This is a genomic window from Bacteroides celer, from assembly GCF_002632415.2.
Lineage (GTDB): Bacteria > Bacteroidota > Bacteroidia > Bacteroidales > Bacteroidaceae > Bacteroides.
The window spans coordinates 4,874,671-4,898,452 of the sequence record NZ_CP178209.1 but is presented as its reverse complement, the minus strand read 5'-3'; the positions used below and the strand labels follow the sequence as shown (position 1 = coordinate 4,898,452).

Annotated in this window: 12 protein-coding genes; 11 read left to right on the top strand and 1 reads right to left on the bottom strand. The window is 41.0% G+C overall.

The window, feature by feature from the left end:
• The first annotated feature begins 61 nt into the window (after positions 1 to 61).
• From fmt to glmM, 6 genes are all read left to right on the top strand, one after another.
• Positions 62 to 1,033: a methionyl-tRNA formyltransferase gene (gene fmt, locus CJF29_RS19855; RefSeq protein ID WP_099146039.1), complete on the top strand. Its 972-nt coding sequence runs from the start codon at positions 62 to 64 to the stop codon at positions 1,031 to 1,033.
• Positions 1,034 to 1,131: 98 nt separating this feature from the next.
• Entirely contained in the window at positions 1,132 to 1,782 is a 651-nt protein-coding gene (gene rpe, locus CJF29_RS19850; protein ID WP_099146007.1) for a ribulose-phosphate 3-epimerase, read from the top strand.
• Between the two features lie 8 nt (positions 1,783 to 1,790).
• Entirely contained in the window at positions 1,791 to 3,884 is a 2,094-nt protein-coding gene (locus tag CJF29_RS19845) for a ComEC/Rec2 family competence protein (protein WP_099146006.1), read from the top strand.
• A gap of 46 nt (positions 3,885 to 3,930) precedes the next feature.
• Positions 3,931 to 4,968, top strand: a complete 1,038-nt coding sequence (locus tag CJF29_RS19840) for a DHH family phosphoesterase (protein ID WP_004297310.1) — start codon at positions 3,931 to 3,933, stop codon at positions 4,966 to 4,968.
• A 118-nt stretch (positions 4,969 to 5,086) separates the two neighbouring features.
• Entirely contained in the window at positions 5,087 to 5,782 is a 696-nt protein-coding gene (locus CJF29_RS19835) for a DUF4827 domain-containing protein (RefSeq protein ID WP_009000313.1), read from the top strand.
• A gap of 41 nt (positions 5,783 to 5,823) precedes the next feature.
• Positions 5,824 to 7,212, top strand: a complete 1,389-nt coding sequence (gene glmM / locus CJF29_RS19830) for a phosphoglucosamine mutase (RefSeq protein WP_004305440.1) — start codon at positions 5,824 to 5,826, stop codon at positions 7,210 to 7,212.
• Positions 7,213 to 8,062: 850 nt separating this feature from the next.
• Here the strand turns inward: glmM and CJF29_RS19825 are convergent.
• Positions 8,063 to 9,136 (bottom strand): IS110 family transposase, encoded by a 1,074-nt coding sequence (locus tag CJF29_RS19825; RefSeq protein WP_008645115.1) that lies wholly within the window; start codon positions 9,134 to 9,136, stop codon positions 8,063 to 8,065.
• A gap of 672 nt (positions 9,137 to 9,808) precedes the next feature.
• Here CJF29_RS19825 and CJF29_RS19820 point away from each other — a divergent pair.
• The 5 genes from CJF29_RS19820 (at position 9,809) to CJF29_RS19800 (ending at position 23,780) form a co-directional block, all read left to right on the top strand.
• Entirely contained in the window at positions 9,809 to 13,768 is a 3,960-nt protein-coding gene (locus CJF29_RS19820; protein ID WP_099146491.1) for a helix-turn-helix domain-containing protein, read from the top strand.
• A 278-nt stretch (positions 13,769 to 14,046) separates the two neighbouring features.
• Complete coding sequence (locus CJF29_RS19815) at positions 14,047 to 17,184, top strand: SusC/RagA family TonB-linked outer membrane protein (RefSeq protein ID WP_008641991.1); 3,138 nt, start codon at positions 14,047 to 14,049, stop codon at positions 17,182 to 17,184.
• Between the two features lie 27 nt (positions 17,185 to 17,211).
• Entirely contained in the window at positions 17,212 to 18,837 is a 1,626-nt protein-coding gene (locus tag CJF29_RS19810) for a RagB/SusD family nutrient uptake outer membrane protein (RefSeq protein WP_004305435.1), read from the top strand.
• A gap of 305 nt (positions 18,838 to 19,142) precedes the next feature.
• On the top strand, positions 19,143 to 21,428 hold the full coding sequence (locus tag CJF29_RS19805) for a GH92 family glycosyl hydrolase (protein ID WP_099146469.1): 2,286 nt from the start codon (positions 19,143 to 19,145) through the stop codon (positions 21,426 to 21,428).
• 6 nt (positions 21,429 to 21,434) lie between these two features.
• A complete protein-coding gene (locus tag CJF29_RS19800) occupies positions 21,435 to 23,780 on the top strand; it encodes a GH92 family glycosyl hydrolase (protein WP_009000320.1) in 2,346 nt (781 codons plus the stop codon).
• Positions 23,781 to 23,782: the final 2 nt, after the last annotated feature.

The window sequence follows — 23,782 nt, the reverse complement described above, 5'->3', positions numbered from 1 at the left end:
GCAAGATGCCGGAGCCGGGCTTATGCAGATAACAGGTTTCTATGCAGATTATAAGACGATTATGAAAAAAGAAGATTTAAGAATAGTATATATGGGGACTCCCGATTTTGCGGTAGAGGCCCTGCGTCAATTAGTAGAAGGCGGTTATAATGTAGTGGGTGTGATTACAATGCCCGATAAGCCTGCCGGACGCGGACATAAGATTCAGTATTCTCCTGTAAAGCAATATGCGCTTGAACAAAATTTGCCGTTACTTCAACCGGAAAGGTTGAAAGATGAGGCTTTTGTAGAAGCATTGCGTGAATGGAAGGCGGACTTGCAGATTGTAGTTGCTTTTCGTATGTTGCCGGAAGTGGTATGGAATATGCCACGACTGGGTACGTTCAATCTTCATGCTTCTTTGCTTCCTCAATACCGTGGAGCTGCCCCCATTAATTGGGCAGTAATCAATGGTGATACGGAAACCGGAATTACTACTTTCTTTTTGAAACACGAGATAGACACCGGAGAAGTCATTCAGCAAGTGCGTGTGCCTATTGCAGATACGGATAATGTGGAAGTGGTACATGATAAGTTGATGGTGCTGGGAGGAAAACTGGTTCTTGAAACGGTAGACGCTATATTGAATGGAACGGTAAAACCGATTCCTCAAGAAGAAATGGCAGTTGTCGGTGAACTTCGTCCTGCTCCGAAGATCTTTAAAGAAACCTGCCGGATTGACTGGAATCAGCCGGTGAAGAAGATATACGATTTTATCCGTGGATTATCACCTTATCCTGCTGCCTGGAGTGAACTGGTTACTTCTGAAGAAGGAGCAGCAGTGGTCGTGAAGATATTTGAAAGCGAGAAGATTTATGAATCACATCAATTAGCTACAGGAACAATCGTGACCGATGGAAAGAAATTCATGAAAGTAGCTGTACCGGATGGATTTGTATCTATCCTTTCTTTACAGCTTCCCGGTAAAAAACGTCTGAAAATAGATGAATTGCTTCGTGGATATCACCTGGAAGATGGTTGTCTGATGAAGTAATTAATCGGATGAGCAGATTAAAACGAGTAAGCCATTAGATTATAAATAGAATAAAACGTCCCGAATAAGAGACGGCTAGAACCTAAAATAAAAGAATTATGAAACCGATTATCGCTCCTTCCATTCTTTCTGCCGATTTTGGATATTTGGCAAAGGATATTGAAATGGTAAACCGCAGTGAAGCGGAGTGGGTACATATTGATATTATGGACGGAGTATTTGTTCCGAACATTTCATTTGGCTTTCCGGTACTGAAATATGTGGCGAAGTTAAGCCGGAAACCGCTGGATGTGCATTTGATGATTGTGAATCCGGAAAAGTTTATTCCGGAGGTAAAAGCGTTGGGCGCCCATACGATGAATGTGCATTATGAAGCTTGCCCGCATCTGCATCGGGTGATTCAACAAATCAGAGAAGCCGGGATGCAGCCTGCTGTAACTATCAATCCGGCCACTCCTGTAGCTCTTTTACAAGATATTATCCGGGATGTATATATGGTGCTTATCATGAGCGTGAATCCGGGATTTGGCGGACAGAAGTTTATCGAACATTCAGTAGAAAAAGTTCGTGAACTGCGTGCCCTGATTGAACGGACAGGTTCGAAAGCGCTGATTGAAGTAGACGGTGGGGTGAATCTGGAAACAGGTGCCCGTTTGGTTGAGGCGGGAGCCGATGTGTTAGTGGCTGGTAATGCTGTCTTTGCGGCACCGGATCCGGAAGCGATGATTCGTCAGTTGCACGAACTGTAACTCTTCTGTTGAGTACTTTTTACATCCATCGATATCCCTATATACGCCTGATTATCCCTTGGATAACAGGCGTTTTTTGTGGAGATCATTTTTTTGACCGTTCACGAGAACCTTTTTGGAGTATTCTAACCCTTGGCCTTTGTATTGCTTTATTGTTTGTTCTTTATTTCCTGAAACGCCATTCTTTGCGATGGTGTTTTGGATTAGCAGTCTCTATCCTTTGTTTTATAGGAGGATGGCTTGGAATAACTTGGCAATTACAACACGCTGTCTACTCTTTTCCGGAAGAAGAAACAGTGTATCGGGTTTTAATAACGGATGCACCTCAAGCGAAAGAACATACTTACCTCTGTCAGACATTATTAAAGGAACGGCGTGATACTACCGGCACATATCCGATAGAACGTGCTGCAATCCTTTATCTACAGCAAGATTCGGCCGTCACCCGGTTGAATAGTGGAGATGAACTGCTGATTTCTGCCCGTATTTCTCCCCCTTTCAACAATCGCAACTTTGATGAATTTGATTATGCCCGCTTCCTGATGCGGAAAGGAATCAGTGGAACAGGATATGTTGCATCCGGGAAATGGACAAAACAGGACGGAATGAATAACCTTGATCTCAAAAGTATAGCCAGCTCTTGCCGAAGAAAGATGATTTCACTTTATCAGAAACTAGGGTTTTCCGGCGATGAACTGGCTGTACTTTCAGCACTGACCATAGGAGACAAAACGGAATTAAGTGATTCGGTTCGTGAGAGTTATTCGGTGGCCGGTGCAAGTCATATTCTAGCTCTATCCGGTTTGCATATCGGGCTTTTATATACATTGCTCTTTTTCATACTGAAACCTATTGCCCGAAGAGGAAATATAGGTAGAGTTATACGTTCTGTTCTTCTTCTTATCCTATTATGGGCTTTTGCCTTTTTCACAGGACTTTCTCCTTCGGTAGTACGCTCGGTCAGTATGTTTTCGATTTTAGCAATGGCAGATATGGTTGGTCGCCAACCGCTATCTTTAAATACATTGGCGGCAGCTGCATGGTTGATGTTATTCTGCAATCCGGCATGGTTGTTTGATGTTGGTTTCCAGCTCTCTTTCCTTGCTGTTGCTTCCATCCTATTAATTCAAAAGCCAATCTATCAACTGATTACGGTGAAAGGTAGAATAGGAAAATATATTTGGGGACTGATAAGTGTGTCTGTTGCTGCACAAATAGGAACGGCTCCGCTTGTCATGTTTTATTTCTCCCGGTTCTCTGTACATTTTCTATTGACGAACTTGGTTGTTATCCCTTTTATTACGATTATCCTGTATGCTGCTGTCATTATGCTTCTTCTGACTCCTCTTTCGTGGCTTCAGATCGTAGTGGCCGAAGGTGTTAAGAAACTATTGGAAGGACTTAATTTCTTCGTCCGATGGGTGGAACAGCTTCCTTACGCTTCTATAGATGGAATCTGGCTTTATCAGTCAGAAATATTGGGTATCTATATCGTTGGCTCTTTGTTAACCTATTATTTCCTGAACCGTCGATACCGGAATTTATTGATTTGTCTTTTTTCTATCTTATTACTAGGGACTTATCATGCAACAATCTATTGGCTAGATCGTCCCCGGACAAGTCTGGTCTTTTATAACGTGCGCGGTTGCCCTGCAGTACATTGCATTGAGAGCGATGGACGTTCCTGGATAAACTATGTAGATACTATCCCCAATGAAAAACGTCTGAAACGCATGACTGCTAACTATTGGAAGCATCATCACCTTCTGCCTCCCAAAGAAATAACTGGCGATTGCCGGTATATGGAACTTAACCGTCAGCAGCAGATTATATCCTATCATGGCTGTCATATTTGTGTAATAAATGATAACCATTGGCGGAACAAAACCACTGTTTCTCCGTTATATATTCAGTATCTTTACTTATGCAAAGGGTATGACGGACATCTGGAAGAGCTCACCCAAATCTTTTCTATCTCTTACGTCATATTGGACGCATCTCTCTCGGAATACCGCAGACACCTCCTTGAAAGCGAATGCAAGCAATCCGGTCTGCGGTTTATCTCGCTATCCGACGAAGGTTCTGTCCGCTTTTTGCTCTAAGTACAAAGATTTATCGTACATTTGCACCTTGATAAAGTATAAGAGTATGTTGACGAAAGTAATTGAACAAGCCAAAATAGACCATTTTACCAAATGGTTTGAACGAGCTGACAAAATAGTAATTGTATCTCATGTTTCTCCTGACGGCGATGCTATCGGTTCTTCATTGGGATTATATCATTTTTTAGATTCACAAGAGAAAACAGTAAACGTAATTGTGCCGAATGCTTTTCCCGATTTTCTGCGGTGGATGCCGGGCAGTAAGGATATCCTGTTGTATGACCGTTACAAAGACTTTGCAGATAAATTGATCGCCGAAGCAGACGTCATCTGTTGCCTCGATTTCAATGCACTGAAGCGTATCGACGATATGGCAGATGCTGTGGCCGCTTCTCCGGCACGTAAAATAATGATCGATCATCATTTGTATCCCGAAGATTTCTGTAAGATAGTAATGTCCTATCCCAAAATATCTTCTACTTCCGAACTGATATTCCGTCTCATCTGCCGTATGGGATATTTCAGTGATATCTCTAAGGAAGGCGCAGAATGTATCTACACAGGGATGATGACAGATACCGGTGGGTTCACCTATAACTCGAACAACCGGGAGATTTATTTTATCATTAGCGAACTCCTTTCTAAAGGAATCGATAAAGATGATATTTATCGTAAGGTGTACAACACCTATTCGGAGAGCCGTTTACGTTTGATGGGATATGTATTATCGAACATGACTGTGTATTCGGAATCTAATTCGGCTCTAATCACCCTGACAAAAGCAGAGCAAAGCAAATTTAACTATATAAAAGGCGATAGCGAAGGCTTTGTTAATATTCCCCTTTCCATTAAAAATGTCTGTTTCTCTTGCTTCTTGAGGGAAGATACCGAGAAACCGATGATTAAAATATCCCTTCGTTCAGTAGGAACCTTCCCATGCAATCAGTTAGCTGCCGAATTCTTCCATGGAGGAGGCCACTTGAATGCTTCGGGCGGTGAATTTTTCGGAACGATGGAAGAGGCAAAAGCGGTCTTTGAGAAAGCGCTTGAGAAATATAAACCTTTACTAACAGCGAAAAGCTAAAGATGGAAGGTTAAAAGTGAATATGGAAAGGTTAAAAGATACGAACTTTCAACTTCCCCCTTTCAACTTTTAATGATTTTGAGATACATTTGTGCGGAATATAGCTAAATAACAGATAATGAAGAAACTTGTATTTTTATTTCTCTCTTTGTTAACCGCCGGAAGTCTGTTCCAGGCATGCGACAATTCGAAGACTTATGCAGAAATGCTGGAAGACGAGAAAAATGCGGTGAATAAGTTCATCAAAGATAATGATATCCGTGTCATTTCACTGGAAGAGTTTGAACGGGATACTATTACAGCTTCTAAAGAAGCGGGGAATGGATATGACGAATACGTTGCTTTCTCCAATGGCGTATATATGCAGATCGTAGATCGGGGAGGAAAAGAGGATAAGGATGGAGTTGAAGTTATTAATGAGGTAGATACTTTTGCTAACAATAATGTCATTTGCACCCGCTATGTAGAACAGGATATGATGACAGGAGATACTACATGTTTCAATGTTCCTTTGGAAAAATGGATGGATATCTCTGAATATTATAAGTCTCCATTAACATTCCGTTATGTGCAAAACACATCTACTGTTTATGGAATCGTTTTATCTGGTGATTTTGATTATGACTATTTGTGGACAGTTGCTAATGGTTATGGAACTGCAATTCCATCTGGATGGCTGATTGCCTTACCTTATTTGCGTAATAATGCACATGTACGCCTGATTGTACCTTCTAAGATGGGACATACAACTGCACAACAATATGTCAATCCTTATTTCTATGATATCCGGAAGTTTGAGAAAGCAAAAAGCTAGACCACTAACATTAAATAAATCAAATCTTTAAGTAAAGACCTATGACTCTAATCAAATCTATCTCTGGAATCCGCGGAACTATCGGCGGAGGAGCGGGAGAAGGACTAAACCCGCTTGACATTGTAAAATTTACCTCGGCTTATGCTACTTTGATTCGTAGAACCTGCAAGGCAAAGAGTAATAAGATTGTTGTGGGACGTGATGCCCGCATTTCCGGTGAAATGGTAAAAAACGTAGTAGTCGGCACATTGATGGGAATGGGCTGGGATGTAGTAGACATTGATCTTGCTTCTACCCCGACCACAGAACTTGCTGTAACAATGGAAGGTGCCTGTGGCGGTATTATCCTGACAGCTTCTCATAACCCGAAACAGTGGAACGCACTAAAATTGCTGAATGAACATGGTGAATTTCTGAATGCAGCCGAAGGCAACGAAGTACTTCGTATTGCTGAAGCTGAAGAATTTGACTATGCCGATGTCGACCATCTGGGATCTTACCGCAAAGACCTGACTTATAATCAGAAACATATCGACAGTGTATTGGCTCTCGACCTGGTAGATGTAGAAGCTATTAAGAAAGCCAATTTCCGTGTAGCGATTGACTGTGTGAATTCTGTAGGCGGTATCATTCTCCCTGAACTTCTTGAACGTTTGGGTGTGAAACATGTAGAAAAACTCTACTGTGAACCTACCGGAAATTTCCAACACAATCCCGAACCGCTTGAAAAGAACCTCGGTGACATCATGAACCTGATGAAAGGGGGCAAAGCAGATGTAGCATTCGTTGTAGACCCGGACGTTGACCGTTTGGCAATGATCTGCGAAAATGGTGTAATGTACGGTGAGGAATATACACTGGTTACTGTGGCTGACTATGTACTGAAACATACTCCGGGTAATACAGTTTCCAATTTGAGCTCTACCCGTGCCCTGCGTGACGTAACCCGTAAATATGGTATGGAATACAGTGCTTCTGCAGTAGGCGAAGTAAACGTTGTAACGAAGATGAAAGCAACCAATGCCGTTATCGGTGGTGAAGGAAATGGTGGAGTGATCTATCCTGCCAGCCACTATGGCCGTGATGCATTGGTAGGTATTGCTTTATTCCTTAGCCATCTGGCTCATGAAGGAAAGAAAGTTAGCGAGCTTCGTGCCACTTATCCTCCTTACTTCATAGCTAAGAACCGTGTCGACCTGACTCCGGAGATCGATGTAGATGCTATCCTTGCAAAAGTAAAGGAAATCTATAAGAATGAAGAAATCAACGATATCGATGGTGTGAAGATTGACTTTGCCGACAAATGGGTACATTTGCGTAAAAGTAATACAGAGCCAATCATCCGCGTATATAGCGAAGCGTCTACCATGGAAGCTGCCGAAGAAATCGGTCAGAAAATTATGGATGTAATTAACGAATTAGCAAAATAATATCCTGTAGAATAGGATCTTGTTTATAACATTGGAGTCTCGTATATCATAAAGATAGCTGAATGAGCTGTTTCACATGATATACGAGACTTTTTTTATTAGGATGATATCCAACTGAATAATAGTTATTCTCCTCCTTGAGTATTAACAATAAAGTTTCTTTTGATTAAGTCTAAACTTCCTTTCGTCTAATAGTAAACTTCTCTTTTATTATTTACAAACTTAAAATGCAAGCTTCATTTTTATAAATGCAAGCTTTGTTTTTAAAAACGGAACCTTTGTTTTTATAAATGAAGGTTGCATTTATAGATTGGAACGGATGAAAAGCAACTTTACTGTTAATAAAAAGAAAGTTTGGACTTAATCAAGAGCAACTTTTCTATTAATAGATTGTATGAGAAGTAAGCGGTATTGAGAAGAAGTAATCAATATAGCTTACTTCTCTGCTTCGTTAGAATAGATATGACACAAGAATATCGATTGATATACAAAGTTTTATAGGTCTTATATCAATGAAAAACAAACGGCTTGGATATGTAGATTTGATATATGAAAAGCACAATTAAAGAAAAATTGTAGTATATTTGTACTGTCCTTTAGGACGTCTTTATTATAAGGAAGCGTTTAGTGCTTTTTCTCAAGTGCGAATCTGGACAATTCGAGCTGTGTTGAGGAAATAAACAAAACGTTCTCCCTTTGGTTTGTATGCTGCACTTAGGTGCTGATATACAGTCAAGGGCGTGAGCTGTTTTTGCTTATATTCAACACAGAGGTAGTCCAGAACCTGCACTTGGATATAAGTTTAGCGGTCTCACGTATTCTATGCTAATATCCTAATCTCTTATTCCGTTTAACAATAAATTAACTTCTCGTTCTTTTTCCTTTCTATAACTTCTCGTTCTTCATAATATTTGTATGTATTTTGATCATATGGTACTTTCTTCCTGACTAATGCCACTATGATTCTTATGAGTTTGTTCTTGACATTATTTAAAGCCACTTGAGGCTTCTTTCCCTTACTAATCAGTCTTTGATAGTAATCTCTAATTTCGGGATTATATATTTTGGCTATATGAGCTGCTTGTCCTAATAATGATTTAATAAGTTTATTGGCGAAATGGCTTGTATGAGCAGGTGTATTTACACTCGTTCCGGATTGTTTACCAAAGGGGGCAACTCCATAATAGCATGCAATCTTTCTTGGGTCATATCCGAATTTTTTGAAGTTGTTTGTGTAGACCAACATACAGGTTGCGTTTTGCCTGGCTACGCCTTTTATTGAGGTTATAATAGCATAATTTTCTTTCAGTTCCTCATCCGCCTCTATTATGCTATCAATGGCCTTATCGCATTCGGCAATTGTTTTGTTTATCTCCGCAATAAGGTGTTTGCTCTTGCGGTTGATGAAGGATATTGCTTTTGACTTGTTTGATTGTGATTTGTCCTCTTTTCGTAATTCCATTGCCACTCTTTGCCCAACTAGCTTATGCCTATAGAGGAAAATCTCCCTTAGTTGCGCAAGGGATTCATTCAATGGTTCAAAGGGTACAACCTTGTCCTGTTGCCTCCATGCGTATTCAGCAATGATTGCTGAGTCCGCCTTATCGTTTTTCACACGCTGGATACCACTGCTATGTTTTATGGCGTAAGCGTTCTCAATCCATATGTCATAGCCTTTTCCGTAAAGCCATTTGCTCAGTCCTATACTACATGAACCTGTGTCTTCTCCACAGAATAGCCATTCCTCAGCAATTGTATTCCAAGCGTTTGTTTTAACCCAATTACATAACTTGCGGTAGCCCGTAGTGTTATTTGGGAAACACCCATACTCACGGGAGCCTATTTCGTTCATTCCACATGCGAGAATTATCGTCGCGTCAAGTTTCTCCTTTGAAAAATCAATTCCAATAAATAATTTTTTCATATTTTTGCTGTACTTTTCTAAGACTGGTAAAAGCTGTTTGAACTCTAAACTCTAAATAGGCTCGCAACCTTGATATTCTATCGGAGCTTTGCAGCTTGGCGGAGAGAGGCCGTTACGTGGGCTAGCCTCAAGTGCTTTCTCTTTTATGGTGTCCTCTTCCCGCCTATCAGTCTTTATCTTAATACAACAAAGATAATAAGACTGATATTTTCCTGATAAGATGCGGAGGTAATTATTCGTCTCGCTTGACTTTTTTAAAATAAATTTCCGACCTCTTATCTATTAACTGCAAACTTAGAGCTTCTTTTGTATATACACTTCTGTTGAGACTAGGAAGGAACTAACAAATCAAAGAGCATGCAAACAGTACAAGTATTACTAGTAATCTACTCATTTTTTCCGGTGTGGGGTGGTGAGACAGAGGCAAAGATTGGCTGTTTCGCGGATGGGAATTGGCAAGAATGAAAGAGGCGGAATCCTTGGATTGTGCGAATTAGTAGTGAAGTAGTTGCTGAAAAATAGAGGTACTTGATAAAATAGAGTTGCATTTTCCGTATAAAAACGTATCTTTGTGTAAAGAGAATTAAAGACATCGATTATTAATGGCTATTTTCTTTCGCACTACGAAACAGAACATATAAGCGATTGCCTGATATTTAATAGATGATATTAATGATTAACACAATGAAAATACGCTTGATTTTGTCTTTTGTTTTATTGATTTATTCATTGGTCTGTCAAGCAGATGGCGGTAAAGATTCATATATCTTCCGGAAAGTAGATTATCAGCAAGGATTATCCAATAGTGCTGTGCTTTGTCTTTTTCAAGACAATACAGGGTTGATGTGGTTTGGTACATACGATGGTGTCAATTGTTATGATGGCCGAAACATGGAAGTTTTTCGTTCTGATTTTTCAGCCCCCAAAGCTTTGAGTAATAATGTAATCCATTCTATTCAGCAGGCAGATAATAATTGTTTGTGGATTTCTACACATTTGGGTATCAATCGTCTTTCACAGGATTCGCGGCAAGTTGTCGGATATTATGACTTTACAGATGATTATTATCTACATTCCAATTCTAAAGGAAACACATGGGTGGTGAGTCATGGTGGAATTTTCTACTATAATACATCTTATAAACGATTTGTACAGATTAAGAATCTGAAAGTACCCGTAGAAGATATGGATAAACGGGCATTCGTAACGGATGATGGTGTTTTGTGGATTTTCACTCAACAAACAGGGGAGCTGTTACAGGTTTCGCAGGATGCTTTTGATTGTGACACATTATCAATTCATTCAACTGTTTCATCTACTGATTTTCATGCGAAACCTATTGAAGATGTCTTTTATCAGAATGGCGTTCTTTGTTTTATCGATAGTGAGCATGATCTTTATGTTTATGATATTTCCCGACAATCTAAAATTTATATTCGTAACCTTTCTTCATTAGTGCAGAAGAATGGAACTATTGCAGGAATAGCCCTTTTCTATGAAGATATTATTATTGGTTTTCGAACGAATGGGTTAGTCCGTCTCCGTACTTCACAAAAATATAAAGAAGAAGTGGTCGACCGGAATGTACGTATATATAGTATTTATCGAGATCCTCATCAGAATGTCTTATGGGTTGCTTCGGACGGACAAGGAACGATTATGTATGCTAAGAAATATTCTATTGCCACCAATTTGATGCTCAATCAACTGTCATCTAACTTAAGCAGGCAGGTACGTTCTGTTATGACAGACGATAGTGGTGGACTATGGTTCGGGACGAAAGGTGATGGACTGCTGCATATACCGGATTATCGTGAGAATGAGGAGGCTTCTGCCGTTACAGTTTACTCTCCTGAAGGAAAGCAAAATGTTGTGTCTTATATACGATGGAATAAAGAATTTCCCGTTTATAAATTGGTTCAAAGCCGTTATATGGATGGCTTTTGGATAGGATCTGGAGATCCGGGACTATTTTACTATTCTTTTGAAGACAAAGCTTTGCATTCTGTGGAGAATCTGCCGGCACAACCCACTGAGATACATGGCATTTATGAGGAAAATGATAGTGTACTTTATGTGGTGACAGCCGGTTCCGGTTTTCATAAATTAATACTTGAGAAGCAGGCAGGTACCATTCGTTTCAAGTCGCAGAAAAGTTATCATTTTTTTCACGGTCAGCGGGAAATTACGATGTTCTATCCAATGCTGCCCGAGGGGGATTCTATTTTGTGGCTTGGCAGTCGGGAGAAAGGACTCGTACGGTTCGATAAGCGGACTGAAGAATATAAAGTGATTTCTTTGAAAGAAATGCTTCATAAGTCGGTAGACGATGTGCTCAGCCTGTATCGGACCAAAGAAGGGTTGTTATATGTAGGGACAACATCAGGATTGGTATGTCTGAATTCTAATGGAAAACAGATGAAAGCTACCTATATCGGACGGGAGCAAGGTTTGCTCAATGATATGATTCATGGTGTACTTGAAGATGAGAACGGACTCTTATGGCTTGGTACGAATCGGGGGCTGATTAAATATAATCCGATAAATGGCTCATCACATGCCTACTTTTACAGTGCAGGTGTTCAAATCGGTGAGTTTAGCGATGATGCTTATTACATGTGTCCATATACACAGGAGCTTTTTTTCGGTGGGATTGACGGGTTGCTTTATCTGGATAAAGAGGTGCAGGCTGCTCCGGAATTTTATCCGGATATTTTGTTACGTAAGTTGACTGTTGAACATACGCAAGTGGTTCAGGGGGATGGAGATTACTATACAGACGATGGTAAGGCATTACAGTTGAAGGGGACGGAGGTTTCATTTGCACTTTCTTTTGTTGTTCCGGATTTTTTATCAGGAGAAGATATAGAATATTCTTACCAGTTGGAAGGATATGATAAGGATTGGACCTCTTTTAGTAGTATTAATGAAGCCTCATATACAGGAGTGCCGGCAGGTGATTATATCTTTAAGGTACGCTATAAGAGGGATGTATTTGATACAGAATATCGGCATTTTTCTATTCCGGTATATATCCTTTCTCCCTGGTATCGATCGGTGGCGGCTTATTTTGTTTATTTGATCATTTTTTTGTTGTTGTTAGGGTACGTGATATATTTGCTACGTAAAAACTACCTTCAGGAACGGATGATGAAAACACTGATGGGGACAGAAAGTTGCCGGAAATCCGAGACTGTATATACAAACCGTAGGATGCTTGAAGATTTTACTCTTATTTATAATTATTGTGACCAATTGCGTGCAGAGAATCTTTCTTATGAGCAATGTCTTGAGAAAGTGTCACTGATACGCGAAACTGTGATGAGCGCACTTCTTAATCCTGACGCTCTGTTTTTGGAAGAACTTAAACAATTCTTTCCGGATCGGTTTATTGTTTCTGCGCGTATGAGTATACAGGGAGTTTCTCAAGAGGTGTTGCGTACGTTGGAAGAACAAGGGATTGATCATTCTTCTATATCGTCAATGATTCCGGAACACTTAACATTTCCAGTTTACAAGAATGCGTTATACAGTATTCTTTATTGCTGCTATCTCCGGATTACTGAAATGAAGGGTACTCATGGCGTAATAGTAGAAATGTCAGAACAGGATGGTAAGATGCAGCTACATTTTTCTTCTAAAGATGCTACTGCGAAAGCGTTGTATGAATATCTTTCAGATAAAGCTTCTTCAGTGACGGAGAAAGATTCCGATCATGTGTTTGCTGTGCATTTACTTTTAGGTTTTGTACGGTCAGCTTTGGAACGTATTCATGCCGTTCTTCGTTATGATAATGATGGGAGTGGTAGTCGGTTGACGATTATCTTTGAACCGGCGGTCTTGACAGTGGCAGGTGAACAAGGGAAGAAAACTGTGCTTTTGTTGGAAGACAGAGATGAAATGACTTGGTTGATTAGTAATTTCCTGGCTGATGAATACGTGGTTCATCAAGTAAAGAGTGTGCAGCTTGCTTTTGACGAAATTCGCCGGTCGGCTCCGGCTCTATTATTAGTGGATATGACAATGTATGCCAATGCTGAAAGTACTTTTATGGAGTATGTTAGCCGGAATCGTACTCTGCTTTCAAAGACAGCTTTTATTCCATTGTTAACCTGGAAAGTTGGTTCGGCCATTCAGCGGGAATTGGTCTTGTGGTCTGATTCTTATATTGTACTTCCTTATGATATATTATTCTTGCGGGAAGTTGTCCATAATGCTATTTATGGAAAGCGGGAAGCGAAGCAGATATATATGGAGGAACTGGGAGATTTGGCGGGACAGATTATCTGTACAACTACCGAACAAGCTGATTTTATTCGCAAATTGTTAAAGGTGATTGAAGAAAACCTGGACAAGGAAGAACTAGGCTCAACGTTGATAGCTGATCGTATGGCAATGAGTTCCCGTCAGTTCTATCGTAAATTCAAGGAAATCTCCAATACTGCTCCCGGTGATTTAATAAAGAGTTACCGTATGGAAAAGGCAGCCCGCCTGTTACTTGATGAAGAACTTTCTATTCAAGATGTTATTATGGAGGTCGGAATTTCCAGCCGGTCTTATTTTTATAAAGAATTTACCCGTCGGTTCGGGATGACACCGAAAGATTATCGGGAACAGCGAAAGGTATGCTGATTGTCAGGCTAAATTCTTTCGTATAGGTGATTGATTGGGAAACATTATTATTTATTTGTCACAACCTTGTGCTCTAAATCCCTTTTGTTGATTTTATTGTGTTGATTATTAGTGTGTTAATCTGTGCTCTAATTTACCATTCTGTGCTTTAAATATATGCCTTTATTTTGCCGTTTTTTTGGCAAGGTAGAGCATTGGACTTTTATTCGAATAGCCTTTATTTGCAACAATCTTTTTAAAGGGAATTAACCTTATTACTAATCAAATTTAAAGGAATTATGAATGAAAAACTAAAGTATCTTACCTTATTTGTAATAGGTATGATGTTGAGTTTGGGCATGAATGCTCAATCTGTAAAATCAATCTCCGGTACGGTAACCGATGATCAAGGAGAGGCGGTTATCAGTGGTACGGTGAAAGTCAAAAACGGCAGTACTGGAACAATCACTGACATTAACGGTAAATACACCCTCTCTGTTCCTTCCAATGCCACCTTGGTATTTTCGTATATTGGTTATATCACACAAGAATTTAAAGTCTCGGAATTAAAGAGCAATGTTCTGAACGTAGTTCTGCAATCGGATACGAAAGCACTGGACGAAGTAGTCGTTGTAGGTTATGGTACCATGCGCAAATCAGACTTGACGGGTTCCATTTCCACAGCCAAAGGTAAAGACATGCTGAAAGCACAATCATTCAATGCGCTTGACGGATTGAAGGGTAAAGTGGCCGGTGTGAATATCTTCTCTAATACCGGTCAGCCGGGTGGAGAATCACGTGTCATCATTCGTGGTATTTCTACTATCAACGCGTCGGCTTCACCGCTGTATGTAGTCGATGGAGTCGTGATGTCAAACTTCGAATTGCTTAATCCGAATGATATCGAATCTATCGAAGTATTGAAAGATGCTTCCTCTGCTGCTATCTATGGTGCCCGTGGTGCGAATGGTGTTATCATGGTGACTACCAAGCGCGGTAATGCAGGAAAAGGAGTTCATGTTTCCTATGATGGTTCATTGTCTATCGGTAAGATGGCTAGAAAAATAGACGTAATGGATGCTAACGAATGGATGTCTACCTTCAAGCAGGGATTGGAAAATGCCAACGAATTTCAAGGCAAGAACTTCACAACTGATCTGTCACAGATATTCACAGACGAACGTTTGTTCAATGCAGACGGTTCTCCGAAATATAATACCAACTGGCAGGATGAAGCATCCCGCACTGCCATCTCTCATAACCATCAGATCAGTATCCAACGTACAGGAGAAGGATCTTCTATCGGAGCATTTATCAATTATACCGATCAACAGGGTATTTTGTTGAATTCTTACTTCAAACGTATCAATGCAAAACTGGCGTATGATGACAAACCGACTGATTGGCTGTCTACTTCCGTTAATTTATTAGTAAATCATACTTGGGGTAATAGAACTTCTGATAACCCTTACGGACAAGGCGCATTGCGTACAATGATCGAACAGTTGCCTTTCTTACCGGTTAAGCTGGATGGTGAATATACGCAGACGAACATTATTAATACGAGCTCTATTCTCAATAATCAGACTGATCCTAATAGCGGAAAACAAGGATTCAGCCCGGAAGGTGTAGGTAATCCCGTTGAGTTGCTCGAACGGATGCAGGCTATGCAATATCGTACGCAGATTTTTGGTAATGCTGCTTTGACTTTCCATCTCATGAAAGGATTGGATTTGAAGACCCAGTTCGGTATCGACTACCACAATAATCGTGATGCTAACTATACACCGTTCACTCCGCGTCCGATGATTAATCAAAGTTCCGAGGGAGCAGCTTCTGCAAATAACTCCAACTCTTTGTATTGGCAGGAAGAAACCTATTTGACTTATGTGAAAGATATAAACAAACATCACATTAATGCAATGGCGGGTATGTCTTGGCAAGAGTATAATTATACCAAATTCGAAGCTTCCGACAGTAAGTATATTGATGACTTCTACGGATATTATAATTTAGGTTCCGGAACGAATCGTCCTTCTGTTGGCAGTGATTACGACAAGTGGGCAATGAATTCTTATTTCTTGCGTCTAGCGTATTCTTATGACAACAAGTATATGGCTACCGTAACCGGTCGTTATGATGGCTCTTCCAAATTCGGACAGAACAATAAATATGCATTTTTTCCGTCAGTAGGTTTGGGCTGGATGATTTCTAATGAAGACTTCTTGAAAGACAACTCATTGATTAGCAAACTAAAATTGCATACTTCTTACGGTGTGACAGGTAACTCGGAAATCGGTACTTATAAGTCATTAGCCACGGTGAGCCAGTCAAATACGATTATTGGTGATGCTTTGCACGTTGTGTCTTATCTGGATAATATGCCTAATCCTGACTTGAAATGGGAAAAGACTGGACAGTGGGACTTAGGATTCGAGTTGGGTTTATTCAATAACAGACTGAATTTCGATATTTCCTATTATTATAAATATACTTCAGATTTGTTGCTCGACCGTCCGGTTCCTGAATCCACAGGTTACTCTTCCATTATGGATAATATTGGAGCCGTTTCCAATCGTGGTGTAGATATTCTGGTTACAGCATATCCTATTCAGACACATGATTTCCAGTGGACTTCCACTCTTAATTTAGGTTTCAACAAAAACCGTGTAGAGAAACTGGATGAAAGTGCATCTGTTGATCCTGTCACCGGTAAGCGTCAGATTACAACCGATGGTTTTGTGGGTTACGATATGTTGATCCGTGAAGGTGAAGAGCTTTCTTCTTTCTATGGTTATAAGCGTGCCGGTATTTACGATGGTATTCCGTCTAACTGGGATCCGGAGACAATGAACATACCTTCCACTATCGGTGAAAAGGTAACTTATAAGAAACGCGAAATTATCGGTAACGGATTACCAGACTGGATGGGCTCATTTATCAATACCTTCAATTATAAAGGTTTCGATTTGACTTTAGACTTCCAGTTTACATGGGGGGTAGACGTGATGCAAGAATATTATCACTCAACTGTAGCCCGTTTCCTGACTAACGGTATAGACCGTCTTTATAAGGAAGCATGGCATCCAACTCTCAATCCGTCGGGTAAAGAACAGGCAATTCGTCTGAATAACTTTGGTCAGGGAGCTAATAACCAGGCAGATGATGACTGGGTTTGCAATGGTTCTTATTTGCGTTGTAACATGATTCAGCTCGGGTATACCTTCAATCCGACACTGATTAAGAAGATCGGTCTGTCTTCATTGCGTTTGTATGCGAATGTGAATAACGCATTCCTGATTACTTCTAAGGACTATAACGGATACGATCCGGATAACTCATCTCGTTTAGGTGACAACAAATGGGGGGCTAACCGCCAATTCTTCACCTATCCGCGTCCGAGAACGTTTACGTTCGGTCTTAATGTAGCATTTTAATTCACCGTTATAAAAACTATAAGAATTATGAAACTATTAAAAGTATATATATCTGCATTTTGTATGTGTTCACTTTCTGTGTTGCTGAATTCATGCGACGATTTCCTGAAAGAAGAACCATTGGATATGAAGTCATCTGACCAATTCTGGAAGACGAAAGCTGATGCGGAGTCGGGTGTGAATGCATTGTATTTTGGTGGTGTGCCTTATTTACATAACACTGACGTAGGCGGTGGCTGGACTCCTAAAGCGACGATGTGGGGTGGTATTGTGTCCGGATTGTACGTTGATAAGCGTAAAGACAGAACATTTACTACGGCATCCGAAGGGTGTAACTTCAATATTGAATCTTTTGATGATATTGCAATGAAATACTGGCATGAGTTTTATAAAGGTATTTCACGTGCCAACTTTGTTATTGCCAATATTCCGACAATGACTGGGGTGCTGGATGAAGCTACTATTAATAATTATGTGGCTCAAGGTAAATTCTTCCGTGCATACGGATATTTCTGGCTGGTTAAAGAATTTGGTGGTGTTCCTTATATTTCAGAACCTTACACATCTACAGAAGGTATGTACAAAGAACGTCTTTCTGCTGAAGAGGTTTATAAGAAAATTGAAGCCGACTTGCTGGATATTGTCAACGGGGATGCATTACCCAATAAAACGTTTTATGAAAATGGCTGTTATGTCACTAGGGCAATGGCGCAGACTTTGCTGGCACAAGTTTATTTACAATGGGCTGGTGCACCGTTAAACGGGGGGGCAGACTATTATGGAAAAGCTGCACAGATGGCATTAAAAGTGATTAATGATAGTCCTCACGGACTTATTCATCCGAATGGAACGACTGATGATTTGAACTCTGCGTATAATGTGATTAAGACAACGAAAGAATCTGCTGAAATCATTTATGCTAAAGAATATAATTATAGTGATTATAGTGTAGGTAACTCTTATGCTTGTCGTTCTATTGGTACAGATGCTTTTCAGTGGGGAGTGTTCCATCCGGGAGGAGACGTGCTGTATAATGCATACCTTCCCTGTGATATGTTGCTTAACAGCTATGCCTCTAATGATATTCGAGGACATGAGAAACAGTTCTTCTTTAAGCAATATACCGATGCTGAAGGAAATACTCATACTTTGAATAATGCAGGCAACTGGGCATGGTTTGATGAAAATGCTTTGATTAGCGGCCACGACGGTGATTATAATATGCCGGTATTCCGTTTTGCGGAAGTCTTGCTGATTGCGGCCGAAGGTCTGGCACGTACAAATCATGAAGATAATGCTGTCGGTGGAGCTAAATATTATCTCAATCAAGTGCGTAAACGTGCTGGATTGGCAGATGAGACGGCTACAGGAAACGATTTAATACAATCGATTTTGACTGAACGTTTGCATGAGTTACCGTTGGAATTTAAGATTTGGGATGACATTCGTCGTACTCGTTTGTATCCGGAAGCATCTACCGAATCAGGAAAATTGAAATGGACTGCTCTTGCATCGGCTCAAATCCAAAACAAGCCCGATGGAAGCACAAGAGCCGGCGCCATTCCTGAATATGCTTTGTTATGGCCTATCCCGTTAGATGAAATTCAGGCTAATCCTGCGTTGGAAGGACATCAGAACCCGGGATGGAATTAATTAGGTAATAATAAATATTTGTTTCTGATAGAATTGGAGAGAGGGTAAAGGCAAATTATCCTCTCTCTATTGCTTAAACAGTTAGTCCTCCAGTTGTACTCTCGTGGTATGCGTATAAATATTACATCCTGATTCTCACTTATTTAACTTGTACTCTCGTTGACGCTCGTATCCTTTGGTTGACCATATGCTATTTTTTTCTTATTTTGGCGTATCAGAGGACTGATAATTACAGAAAGATGCTTTAATTTGTAACGTAAATAAAAAAGACTTGATAATCTAATTAATAGCTTAATTCGTAGACCATGAATAAAAAGAAACTACTATCTTTCGCAATAGCCCTGCTATTGGGAGCTTCTTCTACCTTTGCGCAAAAGCAACCGGTAGACTATGTGAATCCTTTAATGGGAACTGATTCGAAAATATCACTATCTAATGGGAATACATATCCTGCCATCGCGTTGCCTTGGGGAATGAACTTCTGGATGCCACAAACCGGAAAGATGGGTGACGGTTGGGCTTACACTTATGCATCCGACAAAATCAGAGGTTTCAAGCAAACCCATCAGCCTAGTCCGTGGATCAATGACTACGGTCAGTTCTCAATCATGCCGATGACTAAACAGTTGAAGATCGATCAGGACAGTCGTGCTTCCTGGTTCTCTCATAAGGCAGAGAAAGCCACTCCTTATTATTATAGTGTTTATTTGTCAGAGTATGACATGACAACTGAAATAGCTCCGACAGAACGTTGCGCATATTTCCGTTTCACTTTCCCTGAAACCTCCGATGCCTATGTGGTAATAGATGCTTTCGATCGCGGTTCGTATGTGAAGGTGATTCCCGAAGAAAATAAAATAATCGGTTATACGACACGCAATAGTGGCGGTGTTCCTCAAAATTTTAAGAATTACTTTGTGATAGAGTTCGACAAGCCTTTTACTTTCAATAAAGTATGGGCAGACTATCATTTGGTTGAAACACATCTCGAACTACAATCCAATCACGTGGGTGCTGCTATCGGATTTTCAACGAAGAAAGGAGAACAGGTACATGCAAAGGTGGCATCCTCATTCATCAGTCCTGAACAGGCTGAACTGAATTTGAAAGAAATTGGAAATAAGACTTTCGAACAAACAAAAGAGGCTGGTCGTAAGGCATGGAACAATGTCTTGGGGCGTATCAAGGTTGAAGACAGTGATGAGAACCGTATGCGTACGTTCTACTCTTGTTTGTATCGTTCGGTGTTGTTTCCCCGTATGTTTTACGAAGTAAACGGTAAGGGGGAAACTGTGCATTACAGCCCCTATAATGGTGAAATCCGTCCGGGATATATGTTTACCGACACTGGATTCTGGGATACTTTCCGTTGCTTGTTTCCATTTGTTAATTTGATATATCCTTCAATGGGTGAGAAGATGCAGGAAGGCCTGTTGAATACCTATCTTGAAAGTGGATTCTTTCCTGAATGGGCAAGCCCGGGCCATCGTGGTTGCATGGTTGGGAACAATTCAGCTTCTGTAGTGGCGGATGCCTTCATGAAGAATGTAACCAAAGCGGATGCAGAAAAAATGTACGAAGGCCTACTGAAAGGGGCCAATAGCGTACATCCGAAAGTTTCTACTACCGGACGCCGTGGATATGAATATTATAACAAACTGGGCTATGTGCCATACGATGTGAAAATTAATGAGAATGCGGCACGCACATTGGAATATGCATACGATGACTGGTGCATTTACCGTATGGGTGAAAAATTAGGCCGTCCGGCAGAAGAACTGGATGTTTATAAGAAAAGGAGTCAGAACTACCGTAATCTGTTCGATCCGGAAACTAAGTTGATGCGGGGAAAGAATTCCGACGGAACTTTCCAGACTCCTTTCAATCCTTTTAAATGGGGAGATGCCTTTACGGAAGGAAATAGTTGGCATTATACATGGTCGGTATTCCACGATGTACAAGGACTGGTTGATCTGATGGGCGGCAAGAAGATGTTTGTCAGTATGCTTGATTCTGTATTCAATCTTCCTCCTGTATTTGATGATAGCTATTATGGAGGAGTGATTCACGAGATTCGTGAAATGGAAATTGCTAACATGGGTAACTATGCACATGGCAACCAACCTATCCAGCACATGATCTACTTGTATAACTATGCCGGCGAACCGTGGAAAGCCCAATACTGGCTGCGTGAGGTAATGACGCGGTTGTACTTTGCCACTCCGGATGGATATTGTGGTGACGAGGATAACGGGCAGACTTCCGCCTGGTATGTATTTACGGCCTTGGGTTTCTATCCGGTATGTCCGGGTAGCAATGAATATGTGATGGGAGCTCCTTATTTCAAGAAAGCAACCATTACCCTGGAGAATGGCAGGAAGCTTGAAATTTCTGCTCCTAAGAATAGTGATGAGAACCGTTATATCCGTTCATTGAACTATAATGGAAAGAACTATACGAAGAATTATCTGAATCATTTTGATTTATTGAAAGGCGGGCGCCTGTTGTTCGAAATGGATAATAAACCCAATACGGGAAGAGGTGTGAATGAATCTGATTATCCATACTCTTTCTCTCTCGACAAAAAGTAAATAGATATGTACGGTATAAAGAAGAAAATAGGGATAATAGCTGTGGCGGCGATTGCAATGTCGTCCGCCATGGCTCAACAGCCGGTAGATTATGTGAATCCGATCATCGGCACGAATGGTATGGGACATACTTTTCCTGGTGCCTGCACACCTTTCGGGTGGGTGCAACTAAGTCCGGACACAGACACAATTCCACATAACATAAATGGGGCTTATCAGAAGAACGCTTATGAATATTGCGCCGGTTATCAGTATCGGGACAAGACGATTGTCGGCTTCAGCCATACGCATCTTAGCGGAACGGGTCATTCGGATTTAGGCGATATCCTGTTGATGCCTGCCGTAGGAGACTTGAAGCTCAATTGTGGCAGGGCGGATCATCCGGATGAAGGCTACCGTTCCCGTTTCAGCCATGCTACGGAAAAGTCTACTCCCGGATATTATGAAGTGATGCTCGATGATTATGGCATAAAGGCACAGTTGACTGCAACGCAACGGGTAGGAGTCCATAAATACACTTTCCCTAAAGGCAAAGACGGTCATCTTATCCTTGACCTGGTTCATGGTATATACAACTATGACGGCAAAGTGCTCTGGGCCAACTTGCGGGTAGAGAATGATACGTTATTGACAGGCTATCGCATCACAAACGGATGGGCGAGAACCAACTATACTTATTTCGCTATTTCTTTGTCGCAACCTATCAGGGACTATGGCTATAAGGATAAAGAAAAGGTGCTTTACAATGGCTTCTGGCGTCGCTTCAATATGGACAAGAACTTCCCGGAGATTACGGGCCGTAAGATTGTAGCCTATTTCAATTTCAATACAGCCCAAGAACCGGAACTGGTGGTGAAAGTAGCACTCTCTGCTGTCAGCACCGAGGGAGCTGTTAAGAATCTGCGCGCCGAAGCTTCCGGAAAGAGCTTTGAACAGCTGGCTGAAGCAGCCCGTACAGACTGGAATAATGAACTGGATCATTTTGAAGTAGAAGGAACTGCCGATCAGAAAGCAATGCTTTACACTTCACTTTATCATACGATGATTAATCCGTCTGTCTATATGGATGTGGATGGAGCTTATCGCGGTCTGGATCATAATATTCATCAGGCGAAAGGCTTCACCAATTATACCATATTCTCGCTCTGGGATACATACCGTGCAGAACATCCGTTTCTGAATCTGGTAAAACCAGAACGAAATTCGGACATGGTGGAGTCAATGATAAAGCATGAGCAGCAGAGTGTGCACGGAATGCTGCCTGTCTGGAGTATGATGGGGAATGAGAACTGGTGTATGAGCGGATATCATGCCGTATCCGTATTGGCGGATGCCATTACTAAAGGAGTCTTTTCCAATGTTGATGAGGCTTTGGCTGCCATGGTAAGCACTTCTACCGTACCTTATTATGAAGGAGTAGCAGATTACATGAAGCTGGGTTATATCCCATTGGATAAGAGCGGTACAGCCGCTTCCTCCACGTTGGAATATGCCTACGATGACTGGACCATCTATCAGACTGCCTTGAAATCCGGTAAAAAGGATATTGCGGAAACCTATCGGAAGCGTGCCTTGAATTACCGTAATATTTATGATACTACGATTGGCTTTGCCCGTCCCCGTTATAGCGACGGTTCATTCAAGAAAGATTTCGATGTATTGCAGACCTATGGCGAGGGCTTTATTGAGGGAAATTCCTGGAACTTCTCTTTCCACGTGCCGCATGATGTGTTTGGAATGATGGACTTGATGGGAGGAGAAAGGGTCTTTGTCGATAAACTGGATAAACTGTTCTCCATGCATTTGCCGGAGAAATATTACGAGCATAATGAGGATATCACGGCAGAATGTCTGGTTGGCGGGTATGTACATGGCAATGAACCGAGTCATCATGTCCCTTATCTCTATGCCTGGACCTCCGAACCGTGGAAGACCCAGTACTGGCTGCGTGAAATCCTGAATAAAATGTATAAGAACGATATCAACGGCTTGGGTGGTAATGACGATTGCGGACAGATGTCTGCGTGGTATCTTTTCTCGGTGATGGGTTTCTATCCGGTTTGCCCCGGAACGGATCAATATGTATTGGGAGCACCGTATCTGCCTTATCTGAAGTTGAAGCTTCCCAATGGGAATACGTTGGAGATTAAGGCTCCCGGTGTCAGTGATAAGAGACGTTATGTACAGTCGCTGAAACTGAATGGAAAAATCTATGATAAGATGTACCTCACGCATGAAGATATACTGAAAGGCGGGGTACTTGAGTTTAAGATGTCTGCATCACCGAATAAACGCCGTGGTTTATCGGCAGAAGATAAACCATATTCACTAACTAATGGAATTAATAAATAATA